A 14,440-nucleotide genomic window follows, 5' to 3' on the forward strand; every position below is an offset into this window, starting at 1 on the left:
CTACGTATTGCTCATGGGCGTCTGCTATCTTTCGCGGTACGAATTGTATGTTTGTCCCAAGGCAATCAATACCGGACAGACGTCTAAGGGGTATTGTAAAAGAGACCTTGTACCATAGCTACTGCTCCCTGCTGGGTGCCATAAAAACGTCTGAAATCGGACTTTCAGGCCATGTCTCAGCCTACTTTTCCATCACTAATTCACGTGCATCTTTTTGCGTTCGGCGAGTGGACAACCCCTTCGGTGACGATATGTCGACCAGTCCGCCGGGGTCACATCAAAACAGTTCCAGACCTCTGCCCCTTCTGCACCAATGTCGCGTCTCGCCCCTCGCAGAGGTAGAACCTCGTTCCTATCCCTGACTTCAATGGGGATATCCTTCCTGAAACCGCCTGTATATCGATGGTGGAGGCCGGCGCCGCCACCATGACCTTCACCCTGTGAAACTTCGCCGCAACGGCCAGACCATAGGTGCCGATCTTGTTTGGCCACATCCCGTTTGCGGCAATGTGCGGTCGGAACCGACGGCGATAATCCAACCTATGCCCTCTTTGGGACATGTGGCTTGCCGCCGCGCCATCGGCCAGCAGGGTCACGGGGATTCCGTCTTGCAGCAGCTCCCAGGCAGTGAGGCGGGATCCCTGCAGCCAGGGCCGTGTCTCATCCGCGAACACCTGATCGATCAAGCCGGCAGCATGGGCGCTGCGGATCACCCCAAGGGCGGTACCATACCCGCCGGTGGCGAGCGCCCCGGCATTACAGTGGGTAATGACCCCGGTGGGTTCATCGATCAGCGAGGCGCCCAACGCCCCCATGCGCCGGTTCGCCGCCACATCCTCTTCATGGATGGCCACGGCTTCCTGCAGCAGGGCGGCTTCCGGGTTCTCTGCCTCGGGCAGATCGTCTATCAACAATTGCATCCGATCGAGCGCCCAAAAGAGATTCACGGCAGTAGGCCGTGACTGGCGCAGTTTCTCCAGCCCCTGGCCAATCCGTTGTTTCCACTCCAATGCCGCAGACGCAAATGCATCCCTGCCCGCCAGCACCACGCCATATGCCGCTGTGACGCCGATTGCCGGCGCACCACGAACCACCATATTCCGAATGGCATCTGCCGTTGCGGCAGCACTGTTCAGCGCCAGATAGTCGGCTGCTGCAGGCAGATAACGCTGGTCCAATAACCAAAGCCGTTTTTCACGCCAGACGATCGCAGTATCGGGTGTGGGCTCAATCTTTCTATCTGGTGCTTCCATCTTTTGGGTTCCCGTGGCAAATTTAGCGCTATTCAGGCAAATCCAATAAAAAAGGCAAGACTACCCTATGCCCTCTACTGTCGATACCCTGATCCACGCCCAGTGGATCATTCCTGTCGTGCCGGAAAACCTGGTACTGGAAAACCATACACTGGTCATAGAGGGAGGCCGCATTCACGATATCCTGCCGAGCGCTCAGGCACGGGAAAAATATTTGGCCGCCAATGAGCTTGAATTGACCGGGCATGCGCTTATCCCCGGCCTGATCAATGCCCATACCCACGCTTCCATGTCGCTCTTACGGGGCCTGGCCGACGATCTCCCCCTGATGACCTGGCTCAACGAGCATATCTGGCCTGCAGAGGGGCGCTGGATAAGCGAAGAGTTTGTCCACGACGGCACCCAACTCGCAATAGCGGAGATGCTGCGCGGTGGCACCACCTGCTTCAATGACATGTACTTTTTCCCGGACGTCGCGGGGCGCGCTGCCGATGCGGCGGGAATACGGGCCGTTGTGGGGCTCATCGCCATCGATTTTCCCTCGGCCTGGGCCACGGATGCCGATGACTATCTGCATAAAGGGCTGGAGGTACATGACCAGTTTCGTGGCAATAACCTGATCCATACCGCCTTCGCCCCTCATGCCCCCTACTCCGTCTCCAACGAACCCCTGGAGCGCATCCGGGTACTGGCTGACGAACTGGAGATTCCGGTACATATCCATCTGCACGAAACAAACGACGAGATTGTGCAGGGGCTGCAGAATCACGGAAACCGCCCGATGCAGCGCCTGCAGGCGCTAGGGTTGCTCACCCCTTCGCTGATGGCCGTGCATATGACCCATCTGGAAGCGGGTGAGATCGAGATCTTTGCTGACGGAGGAGGCCACGTCGTCCACTGCCCTGAATCAAACCTCAAACTGGCCAGCGGCTTCTGCCCGGTAAACCGACTGATGAAAGCCGGAGTGAATGTCGCCCTGGGTACCGATGGCGCCGCCAGCAACAACGACCTCGACATGTTCAGCGAGATGCATACCGCCGCACTGCTGGCAAAGGGCGTGGCGGAGGATGCCAGTGCCGTACCCGCTGCAAGCGCACTCTCCATGGCGACCATCAATGGCGCCCGTGCACTGGGCCTGGGTGACGTGACTGGCTCACTGGAGACCGGCAAGTCGGCGGATCTGGTGGCTGTGGACCTGCAGCGACTCAACACTCAGCCGCTGTACCATCCCATCTCCCAGCTGGTTTATGCGGCAGGCCGCGAACAGGTCAATCACGTCTGGGTTGCCGGCCGCGAACTGCTGCGTGATGGAGCGCTTACGACCATCGACGAGGCCAGCGTCATTTCACGCGCCAACCACTGGCAGCAGAAAATCGCCGAAGCTTGATCTATGTCGATGATTCCCTTATTTTCTGGCGATTATTAGGAATTGGATCCACATTCAAGTTTTGGAGCTGAAAACCGATACAGAGTGGTATTCCATACTTCATCCTTACAAGAAATAACATTACCACCCGACCCCAGACATCAAAATAAACCATCTTCCTTATTGCTGCCGGACAGCCATACCCATAGTCAGCGAAAGAAAGATCCAGGACGAAACAATAATCGGAGCGACGTTAGTCAATGAAACGGAACATACATCTGATCGCAGCAGCCCGGCCCAACTTCATGAAGATCGCACCGCTCTACCACGCGCTCGTCAAAGAGTCGTGGGCCGATCCGAAAATCGTGCATACGGGCCAGCACTATGACCTGAACATGTCCGATGCTTTTTTTCATGATCTGCAACTCCCGGAACCCCACATCCACTTGGGCGCAGGTACCGGCAGCCATGCAGAACAGACAGGCAAGGTCATGATGGCCTATGAGAAGGTCGTGCTGGAACACAAACCAGACATGGTGGTGGTGGTCGGCGACGTCAACTCCACCATCGCCTGCACGCTGGCAGCCACCAAGGTCGTCTACGATCCCAATGACACCAGCAGCTTGAATCGTCCGCTGGTTGCTCACCTCGAGGCAGGCCTGCGCTCTTTCGACCGCAGCATGCCTGAAGAGGTAAACCGGCTGGCAACAGACGTGCTGGCGGACATTCTCTGGACCCCCTCTATTGACGGGGACGAACACCTGCTCCGTGAAGGTATCGCCAGGGAGAAGATCATCCGGGTCGGCAACATCATGATCGATTCACTGGAGATGATGCGAGACAAGATCGAAGCTGACCCGACTTATACCGATTTGGGACTGGAAAAAGGGGAGTACGCCGTCGTCACCCTGCACCGGCCGGCCAATGTGGATAACCCGACATCGTTGAAGTCACTCTGCGACATGTTGACCCATCTTGCCAAGGCACTGACCATCGTCTTCCCGGTTCATCCAAGAACCCGCAAGAATCTGGAGAACACCGGGTTGCTGGCATCGATTTCGGACAATCCCAACATCAAATTGCTGGAGCCGCAGAACTACATCAGTTTCATGAACCTGGTCTTCAACTGCCGTATTGCAATCACAGATTCAGGGGGCTTGCAGGAAGAGACAACCTATCTCGGTATCCCCTGCCTGACCCTTCGCCCCAATACTGAACGGCCGATTACCATCACCCAGGGCACCAACCAGCTTGGCACCCTGGAGAGCATCGAAGGACAGATCGACGCAGTGCTCCGAGGCGAATCAGGAAAAGGCAGTGTGCCCGATCTCTGGGACGGCAAGACCGCCGGCAGGGTGGTCGACTCGATCAAATCGATCCTGAATGTGTAGATTACGTAAAAAATATAGGCTGAGGATGTAGGCCCGATCAAGCGTAGCGGATCGGGCGGTGCCGGTTCCGCTACGCTTGAACCGGCCTACATTTTAAGCATAATCATCCACCAAACCATCTGACATACGCCTTGTCACATCTGAACTGCCGGGTTCAGGCAAGTCTGTCGAACCGGTCATGCTCCCTCTGCCCCCTCTGCCGCCATCGCCATTGGCATCAGCAGATGCCTCCCGGCTCTCATGCTGTCCCACGTCCACGTTGGCAAGATTCAGGTTGGCTTCGCCCAACATATCACGCAAACGGGGTATCGCAGCCTCCAGGGCTTCCCTCGTCAGGGGTTGTTGAGCGATGAAACTTACGCTGGCCTGGTCATTTTGCACGGAGATGCGGATCTCCATCGGCCCCATATGCGGCGGTGTCAGCTTTATTTCAGCACTCTGGATATTGCGGCCGAGCATCCACTGAATGCGCTCTCCTACGGCCTGATCCCACCCCGGCTGACTGACCGGCACATCGACCCGCAGCATCTCCATACCCGGTCGGGCAGCAGTACCGCCACCCACTGCCTGGAATCCGGCCAGATTGAATCCACCGGCAATTTCTCCAGTTGTCCTGCCCTCAAGGGCGACGCCTTCTGCAACGACAGTCAAACCGGCCAGCTCACCCTTCGCGCCCCCCTGGATCAGTTGTCCGAGCAGCAACGCGGTTTTCATGTCAGCTTGGGCGTTTGTACCGATGGGGGGCGACGCTGTCTGCAGGCCAGAGGAGTCTGTCAATTGGATAGCGGTTTGCGGCATTGTCTTGCCGTTTGCAGCGGGATTGAACGGCAGCAGGTTGCCGCCGGTAACTATAAACGGTGTCAGTTTGTCACTCCCCTCTACACCCGGCATCAGCGGCAGGGCAATGACAACCCCCTCTTCGAGGTCGTCGATCATCTCCTGCATCTGCTGATCAAAAGGGTTTTCCGGCGCGCTGTCCGGAGATACAGCTGGCTGATTACCGCCTTTTCCTGATGAGGCGCCCGAGAGCGTGGTTGCTCCCTGGCTGGCGGGTAGTACGGGTAACTGAAGCATAAACGCGGCCTGTCATATGAATCCTGACAGATAACCAGCATAAACCGGGCCAGAATCCATAGGGGTCGAAGTCAAACCGCACTAACAATGGCGGTAAAAGCGACGTGGTTGAGGCGGTTTGACTCCGTATATGGTCTCCTCCCGCTTTGCAAGCTATTGCATCTCGATGACAGGGACAAGGTTGCTTCCGTATATCCGGCCTGTTTGTGGGACTTTTTTGCCCCTGGCCTCGATGAAATCTGCGCGTATCGTCCTATTCGACCCCACGGCCTCTATCGGCCTTCGGAGTTACCAGGTTTTCAATACGCCGGTCTGACCTGTTGTGTCATCTGGGTCAACAATGGCTTCGCAATCGCTGGTGGGTAACCTCTCTGTTTTTTCAGTAATTCAAAGTTTGCTTGCAGTCATCTTCATGACATCTGATAAACCGTTCTGTTAGCCAGCACGGCCCAACCGATTCGGGCTAGCTTGTTGGCCAAAGCAACCACGGCCTTGTTAAACCCCCGTTTCTGCCGGATCTTCTCAGCCCAACAACTGAGTCGGTCATCCTTAGCCGAGGCCCTGTACAAAATAGCGCGGGCGCCATGTACCAACAGGCTACGCAGATAGCGATCTCCCCGCTTGCTGATCCCCAGCAGGCGCTCTTTCCCCCCACTGCTATGCTGACGGGGCACCAGGCCCAACGAGGCCGATACATCGCGTCCACGTTTGAAAGCCTCACCGGCGCCAACAGCACCATGAAAGGCGCTTGATACGATCGGACCAAAGCCCGGTATCGTCTGCAAACGCTGGCAGGCTTCACTTTGCTGGCTCTGGCGCTTCAGTTCACGGTCATAGAAAGCCATGTCTTTATCGGCTACCAGCAACTGCTGATAGCCTTGTGCCAGCAAGCACCTAAAGTCTTGGCTCAAGCCATTCTCCCCGTCCTCCAGCAGGACAGGTAGGCGTTTGCGCAGTGTGGGAATACCTTGGGGCATCACGATGCCATATTCAGCCAGCAATCCCCGCAACTGATTGCTTAGCCCGGTGCGCATCTTTTGGCAGCGTTCCCGCATTCGGTGAATCGCCTGTATATCCTGCTGCTCAACGGTTTTGATCTGTACAAAACGCATCTCGGGTCTTGTGACTGCCTCAGCTATGGCCTGTGCATCGTTGTAGTCATTCTTGTTGCCACGCAAGAAGGCTTTGACGTACTGCGGGGGAATCAACTTGACCTCATGGCCCAGCTTGTTCAGTTCCCGTGCCCAGTAATGCGCACTAGCACAGGCTTCCATTCCGACCAGGGCAGAGGGAATCTTGGCAAAATAGTTCAGCATCTGGCCTCGTCTGAGCATCTTCTTGCTCTGTACCTTGCCGCGACTATCACAACAGATTGCATGAAATACATTCTTTGCCAGATCCAGTCCAATTGTCGTAATCTTGTTCATGGTCTTCTCCCGTCTCCTTGATGATGGTTACACCTTCATCATGGCGCATTGTGACGCCGATTCGTGGAATGGGAGGAGACCATCTCATCGACCCCTTTATTTCATGCTACAAAATATCTTTTTTGCTCGCCCGGCGCCACTTGGCCGACTGGAGACGCCACGCTTCATCACTTTCCTGTACCACCAGCATCTCAATGCGCAACAGTTCACCACGCCACTGGCTCAGCGCCTCACTGCCCACAGGAGCGGTACCGGCAATGCCTGCAAACAGCACAACCCGCACCTGCGCATCCTCAAGCAACTCCAGCTGGTCGATCCGGTAGACGACATGAATCGATTTGTGCCGTAGAAAATAACCTGCCAGCAGGCGCCTGATCTCATGTCGGGTACGCCTTCTGCCATCAGAATACTGCTCCGAGATCAGTGCTGCGGCAGTGCTCAGATCCCGACCCTCCACCGCAACTTCACCTCTGGCGACGAATTGCCGGACCTGATCTTCCGGTGACAGGTAGGGGGTATCGCTGCATCCTGCCAGCAGTATCAGTACCCAAAATAACGGCAGGCGAAGCAGCCAGTCCAAGGGATTACCTCAACCCAAGTACGTCCTGCATGTCGAAGATTCCTTTCTCCTGGTTGACGATCCAGTTCGCCGCCCTTGCAGCGCCCTTGGCAAAGGTCATCCGGTTGGAAGCCTTGTGGACGATCTCCACACGTTCACCCTCATCAACAAACCAGACCGAGTGCTCACCAATGATATCGCCGGCACGAATCGTCTCGAAGCCGATGGTTTTGGTATCGCGCGCGCCTGTCATGCCTTCCCGGCCATAGACCGCACACTCTTTCAGGTCACGTCCCAAGGCATCCGCTACCACTTCCCCCATACGCAACGCAGTGCCGGATGGTGCGTCCACTTTGTTGCGATGATGGGCCTCGATAATCTCGATGTCCGTATCCTCCCCCATCACCTTGGCGGCAATCCGCAGTAAATTGAAGCAGAGATTGACCCCAACGCTCATATTCGGCGCAGTGACGATGGGAATCACTCTGGAAACATCCACCAGGTCTTTCTTTTCAGTATCACTCAGGCCGGTGGTGCCGATCACCATGCTTTTGCCCGCAGTCATACAGACTTCAAGATGTTTCATGGTGGCTTTTGGCGCAGTGAAGTCGATCACCACATCAAAATCATCCACCACATCCTCCAGCGAGTCGGCAATGGAAACACCAAGATTTCCGATACCGATCATCTCTCCGGCATCCATACCGAGCACATTACTGTCCAACCGCTCGGTTGCCGCGCTCAGGATCAGCCCTTCCGCTTCATTCATTGCCTGAATCAGCGTCCTTCCCATACGCCCTGCCGCACCTACAATGGCTACACGCGTCATATTTTTATCCTCTCAGTTGCTCGGTTAACCAGCGGATCATCAGCTCGTTATGGCAGTTATATAACTAAAAGCCCATTCCTTCAAAAAACTTCTTTACACCATCCACCCAGGTGCTGGACTGAGGACTGTGCTTACTGCCACCTTTTTTCATGGTTTCATCAAATTTTCTCAGCAACTCCTGTTGCTCATCAGTCAGGTTTACCGGTGTCTCCACCTGCACCTTGCAGAGCAGATCACCCACCGCACCGCCACGCACCGGCTTCACCCCCTTGCCGCGCATGCGGAACATACGATCGGTCTGGGTCCCTGCCGGGATCTTGAGCATTACCTTACCAGCGAGGGTCGGCACTTCAAGCTCCCCACCCAGCGCCGCGATGGAAAAACTGATCGGCACTTCACAATAGAGGTGGTTATCCTCCCGTTTGAATATCCCATGGGGTTTAACCACGACCTGCACATAGAGGTCTCCCGAAGGACCGCCATTCTCACCGGCCTCACCCTCACCGGAAAGACGAATACGATCACCGGAATCAACCCCTGGCGGCACTTTCACCGAGAGGGTCTTGTGCTCCTGCACCCGACCCTGACCATGACAGCTTGTACAGGGATTATCGATGACGGAGCCCTTGCCATGACAGCGTGGACAGGTCTGCTGCACAGAGAAGAATCCCTGCTGCATACGTACCTGACCCTGTCCGCCGCAAGTATCGCAGACCTTGGGCTTGGAACCCTTCTTTGCACCCGTGCCACCGCATGTATCACACTTGACCAGTGTGGGCACCCGAATCTTCACGGTGGTGCCGGAGACGGCATCCTCCAGTGAAAGCTGCAGGTTGTAGCGCAGATCGGAACCACGCTGTACACGAGGACCGCCACCGCCGCGGGCGCCACCGAAGATATCGCCGAACACGTCGCCGAAGATATCGCTGAAATTTGCGTTGTTGCCGCCGAACCCTCCCGGGCCGCCACCTATACTGGAATCAACACCGGCATGTCCGAACTGGTCAAAGGCAGCCCGCTTTTGGGCATCTGAGAGAATCTCATAGGCCTCTTTGGCCTCCTTGAAACTCTTTTCAGCCTTACCCGCCTCGTCTCCGGTATTCCGGTCAGGATGGTGCTTCATGGCGAGGCGCCGGTAGGCTTTCTTTATCTCGGCCTCACTGGCGTTCTTTTGTACACCCAGTACTTCATAGTAATCGCGTTTAGACATGCGCTGTTGAACCGAACTTCAAACTCATATGATATTTGGAACGCAAAGCGTTCCCCCAATAAATGCCAAAACCGCGCACCAACCGAAGGGTCGATGCACGGTGTTTCAGTAAGGCAATCCGGCCTTATTTTTTGTCGTCTTTGACCTCTTCGAACTCGGCATCGACCACATCGTCGTCGGCACCACCCTGGGCACCGGCGTCGCCGCCAGCACCCGCTGCTTCGGCGGCACCCGCATCGCCACTCTGCTGGGCGTAGAGGCGTTCGGCCATTTTCGACGAAGCATCGGTGAGTACCTTGGTCTTCGCCTCGATGGCATCCTTGTCTTTACCTTTCATCACCTCTTCGAGGTCTTTGATCGCCGCTTCGATGGTGTCCTTCTCACCGGCTTCCAGCTTGTCGTCGCCAAGCTCGTCCATCGACTTTTTGGTGGCGTGAATCATATTGTCCGCCTGGTTGCGAACCGTTGCCAGTTCCTGGAACTGGCGATCCTCATCGGCATGCGCCTCGGCGTCCTGCACCATGCGGTCGACCTCATCATCACTCAGACCGGAGGAGGCTTTAATAACAATCGACTGCTCCTTACCGGTCGCCTTGTCTTTGGCTGAAACATTGAGGATGCCGTTGGCATCGATATCGAAGCTCACCTCGATCTGCGGCACACCTCGGGCTGACGGCGGGATGTCGGTCAGATCGAAACGACCCAGGGATTTATTGGCTCCCGCCTGTTCGCGCTCACCTTGCAGTACATGCACGGTCACCGCAGTCTGATTGTCATCGGCGGTGGAGAACACCTGCGACGCGCTGGTGGGGATGGTGGTGTTCTTGTCGATCAGTTTGGTCATCACGCCACCCAGGGTCTCGATACCCAGGGAGAGCGGAGTGACGTCGAGCAGCAGCACGTCCTTGACCTCGCCACCCAATACACCACCCTGGATAGCGGCGCCAATGGCCACCGCCTCATCCGGATTGACGTCTTTACGCGGTTCCTTGTCGAAGAAAGCCTGTACCTGCTCCTGTACCTTGGGCATGCGGCTCTGACCACCGACCAGAATCACCTCGTCGATATCGGAGGTGGAGAGTCCCGCATCCTTGAGGGCGATCTTGCAGGGCTCGATGGTACGAGTCACCAGATCCTCCACCAGGGCTTCCAGCTTGGAACGGGTCAGCTTGATGTTCAGATGCTTGGGCCCGGTCTGGTCCGCCGTGATATAGGGCAGATTGATATCGGTCTGCAGGCTGCTGGAGAGTTCGACCTTGGCTTTTTCCGCACCCTCTTTCAGGCGCTGCAGGGCCAGCGGATCGTTGCGCAGATCCACGCCCTGATCCTTTTTGAACGTCTCGACCAGGTAGTCGATGATGCGCATGTCGAAATCTTCACCACCGAGGAAGGTATCGCCGTTGGTGGAGAGCACCTCGAACTGGTGTTCGCCATCGATCTCGGCGATTTCGATGATCGAGATGTCGAAAGTGCCGCCGCCCAGATCATAGACCGCCAGGGTCTGGTCGCCGCGCTTCTTGTCCATACCATAGGCCAGGGCCGCAGCAGTAGGCTCGTTGATGATGCGCTTGACATCAAGACCGGCGATACGGCCCGCATCTTTGGTGGCCTGACGCTGGGAGTCGTTGAAGTAGGCCGGAACGGTGATCACCGCTTCGGTCACATCTTCACCGAGGTAGTCTTCAGCGGTCTTCTTCATCTTCTGCAAAATCTTGGCCGCGATCTCCGGCGGCGCCATCTTTTTGCCACTGATATCGACCCAGGCATCGCCATTGTCGGCTTGGACAATCTTGTAGGGCACCATATCCATATCGCGCTGCACCACATCGTCCTTAAACATACGGCCGATCAGTCGCTTGATGGCAAACAGGGTGTTGTCGGGGTTGGTAACCGCCTGACGCTTGGCCGACTGTCCCACCAGGATCTCACCATCATTCGCATAGGCGATGATGGAGGGGGTGGTACGATCACCTTCGCTGTTTTCGATCACCTTTGCGGTATCACCTTCCATCACTGCCACGCAGGAGTTGGTGGTACCCAGATCGATTCCTATGATCTTGCCCATGTCTCTCTATCTCCGAATTCTATATCTAAAATTAATATCGTAATTCTTGCTAACTGACTCTATAAGTGGGGTCAGCCGAAAAAACTTCAAGCCTTTTCATCAACGGGTGCGGACGGCGCCTTGGAAACCATCACCATTGCCGGACGAAGAAGGCGGCCATTCAGGCGGTAACCCTTCTGCACCACAGCCACCACCGTATTAGGCTCCACATCATCCCGCTCCTGCATCGACATCGCCTGATGGAATTCCGGATTAAAAATCTCACCCGTAGGATCGACCTGTTCCACACCATTCTTCTCCATCACGCTGTTGAGCAGCCTGAGGGTCAGCTCCGTGCCTTCGCGCAGCTTCTCCACATCGGTGCTCTCTTCCTGCGCGGCCTGATGACCCAGCTCCAGACTATCCCAGACCTGCAGCAGGTCCTGGGAGAATTTGTCCAGCGCAAATTTATGGGCATTTTCCAGATCGCGTTCCTGGCGCTTGCGCAGGTTGTCGATCTCAGCCCTGGAGCGCATCAGTTGATCCCAGTGATCGTCGGCCTTGCTGCGGGCGTCTTCAAGCAACTTCGTCAGCCCCTCCGGGGAGACTTCACCAGCAACGGACCCTTCCTCAATCACCACTTCGACATCTGGGGCTTCGCTCACACCCTCTGTCTTCATTACCTCTTCGCTGGACTCTGCCGGCTGATCCTTATCCATCTCTCACTTAACCTCTGAATCTCAATATTTTAGTCTGAATTACCCGACAAATTGGGGTTGTTATCTGTTTTTCAAGGCCGCACCCAAAATCTTTGCCGTGACATCGACAATCGGGATCACCCTTTCATACTCCATGCGGGTTGGACCAATCACAGCCAGCATGCCCACCACATCTTCATCCACCTGATAAGGGGCGGTCACGATCGAACAACCGTTGAGTATCTGAAAACCCGACTCCTCGCCAATAAAGATCTGCACCCCATCGGCATTGTGAAACTGATCGAGCAGATGGAGGATCTCGCGCTTCTCGGCAAAGGCATCGAACAGTTTGCGCAGCTGCTGCAGACTGGCCAGATCCTCGAACTCCATCAGATTGGTCTGTCCGGCAATGAGACAATCTTCGCGCGGGGTGCTCGCATCGACCACCTCTCCCGCCATCTCCAGTGCCTGGGCCATGGTCTGATCAAAACTTTCACGGGCGGCATTCAGCTCTTCCAGCACCCGGCTACGCACTTTCTCCATCTCCAGCCCGGAGAAGGAGTGGTTGAGAAAATTGGCTGCCTGGTCCAACTCCAGGCGAGTAAAATCCCGATGGGTATTGAGGATGCGGTTAGCCACCTCGCCATCATTGGTTACCAGAATCGCCAACACCCGATTATCGGATAGCGGCAGGAACTCGATCTGACGGAATGCCGTGCGTTCCCGCCTCGGGACCGTCACTATCCCGGCCATGTGCGTCACGCCGGAGAGCAGTTGGGAGGCTGAGGTCAGCAGGTCGCCTGCATCACCGGAGTAAGCTAGCTCCGTGCGAATGCGTTCGATCTCTCCCGCCTGCAGCCGCTGCACCGTGAGCAGAGAGTCGATGAACATACGAAAACCGGTCACAGTGGGAATCCGCCCGGCCGAGGTATGCGGCGACGCCACCAGCCCGAAATCCTCCAGGTCGCTCATCACATTGCGGATGGTCGCAGGGCTCAGATCCATCCCGGCATCCTTCGCCAGAGTTCTGGAACCCACGGGCTGACCATCACGGATATAGCGTTCGATCAGCACTTTGAGAAAGTGCTGGGCACGTTCGCCAACCCCGCTTTCACTGATTACCTTCTTCGTTGCCAAAAAGCCCTCCGCAAAGGCACACTGCTAGCACTCCTTTATATCGAGTGCCAAAACCGGGTGAAAGCTAGCAATTCGCCCCTTTTGAGTCAAGGAATATAAGCCTTCTGCATGCTTGGATTGGTCTGAAGCACATGCTAAGTTTCCCTGAGTAGAACCGATGATTCCCGGCACTAAGGAGCCGCTAATAAAATGAACCAGCCTTTCCAGCGCATCGGATTGATCGGCAAGCACGGGGACCTGACCGTCAAGGCGACAACCCGCCGTCTCTGGGATTTCCTCTCCCGGCGCGGTCACGAGGTACTGCTGGAAGAGGCCACCTGCAAACTGCTGGAGGGCCGTCCCCTGCCCGGCATTCCCGAAATCGACCTGCCCAGTAACAGCGACCTGGTGATCGTGGTAGGCGGTGACGGCACGCTGCTGCACGCAGCCCGTGTGCTGGCAGACCAGGACACCCCCATTCTCGGCATCAATCTTGGCAGACTCGGTTTTCTCGCCGATATCTCACCCGAAGAGATGCTGCCCCATCTCGACGCCATTCTGTCCGGGGAATACGATGAGGAGCGGCGTTTCATGCTGCAGGCCTCCATCGGTGAAGGCAAGGGTTCGGGTGATGTCATCCCTGCATTCAATGACGTGGTGGTGCACAAGTGGAACATCGCCCGCATGATCGAATTCGAGACCTATATCAACGGCAGACTGGTCAACGACCAGCGTTCTGACGGCCTCATCATCGCCACACCGACCGGTTCCACGGCCTACGCCCTCTCCGGCGGAGGCCCCCTGCTGATGCCCTCGCTCAACGCGCTGGTATTGGTCCCCATCTGTCCCCACACCCTGAGCAACCGCCCCATAGTGGTGGACGGTGACAGTGAAGTGGAGATCCACCTGGTCCAAGGCCATGCGGAACATGTCCGGGTCACTTGTGACGGCCAGGCCACGCTCCCGGTGATGGAGGGGGAGATAATCCGCATCCACAAGGCGAAGCACCCGGTGCGGCTGATCCATCCCCGCGGACACGATCACTACAATCTCCTGCGCGCCAAGTTGGGCTGGGGCTGATGCTGACACAGATACATATTCGTAATCTGGCCATAGTTGCAGCACTGGAGCTCGACCTTTTTTCCGGACTGAGCGCCCTCACCGGTGAAACGGGGGCGGGTAAATCCATCCTGATCGACGCCTTGGTCTGGGCTCCTCGGCGGCAAAACGACAACAACATGATCAGGAGTGGCAGTGAACGGGCCTGAAACTGCCATCTTCGATATCTCCACCCTGCCGAGATCCGCCAATGTTCCAGGATCACTCCTCGACGAGACGAACGACTGTTCAAGCTACGGCGTGTACTCACCAGAGAGAGCCGCCCTGTGCCTAAGATCAACGGTCGTCCTGTCCTCTCCAAATGCTAGGAACCAAAGCACGTTTTGGCAATACGTAACTGAAACGAAGTACACA

Annotated in this window: 13 protein-coding genes; 4 read left to right on the forward strand and 9 right to left on the reverse strand. The window is 56.3% G+C overall.

Annotation, left to right across the window (positions count from 1 at the left end):
* Window positions 1-272: 272 nt before the first annotated feature.
* Window positions 273-1,253, reverse strand: coding sequence for an S-methyl-5-thioribose-1-phosphate isomerase (gene mtnA / locus G9Q73_RS01760; RefSeq protein ID WP_439654684.1), 981 nt, complete (start codon window positions 1,251-1,253; stop codon window positions 273-275).
* A 67-nt stretch (window positions 1,254-1,320) separates the two neighbouring features.
* On the opposite strand from mtnA, the gene G9Q73_RS01765 reads away from it, so the two are divergent.
* Window positions 1,321-2,640, forward strand: coding sequence for a TRZ/ATZ family hydrolase (locus G9Q73_RS01765; protein ID WP_177418219.1), 1,320 nt, complete (start codon window positions 1,321-1,323; stop codon window positions 2,638-2,640).
* A gap of 239 nt (window positions 2,641-2,879) precedes the next feature.
* Window positions 2,880-4,010, forward strand: coding sequence for a non-hydrolyzing UDP-N-acetylglucosamine 2-epimerase (wecB, locus tag G9Q73_RS01770; RefSeq protein ID WP_177418220.1), 1,131 nt, complete (start codon window positions 2,880-2,882; stop codon window positions 4,008-4,010).
* 93 nt (window positions 4,011-4,103) lie between these two features.
* Here wecB and G9Q73_RS01775 read toward each other — a convergent pair whose 3' ends face one another.
* From G9Q73_RS01775 to hrcA, 8 genes are all read right to left on the reverse strand, one after another.
* On the reverse strand, window positions 4,104-5,084 hold the full coding sequence (locus tag G9Q73_RS01775; RefSeq protein ID WP_246344914.1) for a flagellar hook-length control protein FliK: 981 nt from the start codon (window positions 5,082-5,084) through the stop codon (window positions 4,104-4,106).
* A 410-nt stretch (window positions 5,085-5,494) separates the two neighbouring features.
* Window positions 5,495-6,511 carry an IS110 family RNA-guided transposase gene (locus tag G9Q73_RS01780; protein WP_177418221.1) on the reverse strand — a complete coding sequence of 339 codons (1,017 nt, stop codon included), beginning with the start codon at window positions 6,509-6,511 and terminating at the stop codon, window positions 5,495-5,497.
* Window positions 6,512-6,617: 106 nt separating this feature from the next.
* Window positions 6,618-7,091: a hypothetical protein gene (locus G9Q73_RS01785; protein WP_177418222.1), complete on the reverse strand. Its 474-nt coding sequence runs from the start codon at window positions 7,089-7,091 to the stop codon at window positions 6,618-6,620.
* Between the two features lie 4 nt (window positions 7,092-7,095).
* Window positions 7,096-7,899 carry a 4-hydroxy-tetrahydrodipicolinate reductase gene (gene dapB, locus G9Q73_RS01790; protein ID WP_177418223.1) on the reverse strand — a complete coding sequence of 268 codons (804 nt, stop codon included), beginning with the start codon at window positions 7,897-7,899 and terminating at the stop codon, window positions 7,096-7,098.
* 64 nt (window positions 7,900-7,963) lie between these two features.
* Window positions 7,964-9,109 carry a molecular chaperone DnaJ gene (gene dnaJ, locus G9Q73_RS01795; protein ID WP_177418224.1) on the reverse strand — a complete coding sequence of 382 codons (1,146 nt, stop codon included), beginning with the start codon at window positions 9,107-9,109 and terminating at the stop codon, window positions 7,964-7,966.
* A gap of 124 nt (window positions 9,110-9,233) precedes the next feature.
* Complete coding sequence (gene dnaK, locus G9Q73_RS01800) at window positions 9,234-11,174, reverse strand: molecular chaperone DnaK (protein ID WP_177418225.1); 1,941 nt, start codon at window positions 11,172-11,174, stop codon at window positions 9,234-9,236.
* 86 nt (window positions 11,175-11,260) lie between these two features.
* Window positions 11,261-11,872, reverse strand: a complete 612-nt coding sequence (gene grpE, locus G9Q73_RS01805) for a nucleotide exchange factor GrpE (RefSeq protein WP_177418226.1) — start codon at window positions 11,870-11,872, stop codon at window positions 11,261-11,263.
* A gap of 60 nt (window positions 11,873-11,932) precedes the next feature.
* A complete protein-coding gene (hrcA, locus tag G9Q73_RS01810) occupies window positions 11,933-12,988 on the reverse strand; it encodes a heat-inducible transcriptional repressor HrcA (protein WP_177418227.1) in 1,056 nt (351 codons plus the stop codon).
* Between the two features lie 189 nt (window positions 12,989-13,177).
* Here hrcA and G9Q73_RS01815 point away from each other — a divergent pair, with 189 nt between their 5' ends.
* Both G9Q73_RS01815 and G9Q73_RS01820 read left to right on the forward strand, forming a co-directional pair.
* Window positions 13,178-14,047, forward strand: a complete 870-nt coding sequence (locus tag G9Q73_RS01815) for an NAD(+) kinase (RefSeq protein WP_177418228.1) — start codon at window positions 13,178-13,180, stop codon at window positions 14,045-14,047.
* Window positions 14,047-14,235, forward strand: coding sequence for an AAA family ATPase (locus tag G9Q73_RS01820; protein ID WP_177418229.1), 189 nt, complete (start codon window positions 14,047-14,049; stop codon window positions 14,233-14,235). The genes G9Q73_RS01815 and G9Q73_RS01820 overlap by 1 nt, the downstream gene beginning before the upstream one ends.
* Window positions 14,236-14,440 lie beyond the last annotated feature (205 nt).

Source organism: endosymbiont of Lamellibrachia barhami, assembly GCF_011947365.2.
In the GTDB taxonomy this organism is placed as follows: domain Bacteria; phylum Pseudomonadota; class Gammaproteobacteria; order Chromatiales; family Chromatiaceae; genus QGON01.

Excerpts from the sequence above, each read along its gene's own strand:
- G9Q73_RS01775 (WP_246344914.1), bottom strand. The coding sequence starts at position 5,084 with ATGCTTCAGTTACCCGTACTACCCGCCAGCCAGGGAGCAACCACGCTC.
- mtnA (WP_439654684.1), bottom strand. The coding sequence starts at position 1,253 with ATGGAAGCACCAGATAGAAAGATTGAGCCCACACCCGATACTGCGATC.
- G9Q73_RS01815 (WP_177418228.1), top strand. The coding sequence starts at position 13,178 with ATGAACCAGCCTTTCCAGCGCATCGGATTGATCGGCAAGCACGGGGAC.
- dnaJ (WP_177418224.1), bottom strand. The coding sequence starts at position 9,109 with ATGTCTAAACGCGATTACTATGAAGTACTGGGTGTACAAAAGAACGCC.
- dapB (WP_177418223.1), bottom strand. The coding sequence starts at position 7,899 with ATGACGCGTGTAGCCATTGTAGGTGCGGCAGGGCGTATGGGAAGGACG.
- dnaK (WP_177418225.1), bottom strand. The coding sequence starts at position 11,174 with ATGGGCAAGATCATAGGAATCGATCTGGGTACCACCAACTCCTGCGTG.
- wecB (WP_177418220.1), top strand. The coding sequence starts at position 2,880 with ATGAAACGGAACATACATCTGATCGCAGCAGCCCGGCCCAACTTCATG.
- G9Q73_RS01765 (WP_177418219.1), top strand. The coding sequence starts at position 1,321 with ATGCCCTCTACTGTCGATACCCTGATCCACGCCCAGTGGATCATTCCT.
- G9Q73_RS01820 (WP_177418229.1), top strand. The coding sequence starts at position 14,047 with ATGCTGACACAGATACATATTCGTAATCTGGCCATAGTTGCAGCACTG.
- grpE (WP_177418226.1), bottom strand. The coding sequence starts at position 11,872 with ATGGATAAGGATCAGCCGGCAGAGTCCAGCGAAGAGGTAATGAAGACA.
- G9Q73_RS01780 (WP_177418221.1), bottom strand. The coding sequence starts at position 6,511 with ATGAACAAGATTACGACAATTGGACTGGATCTGGCAAAGAATGTATTT.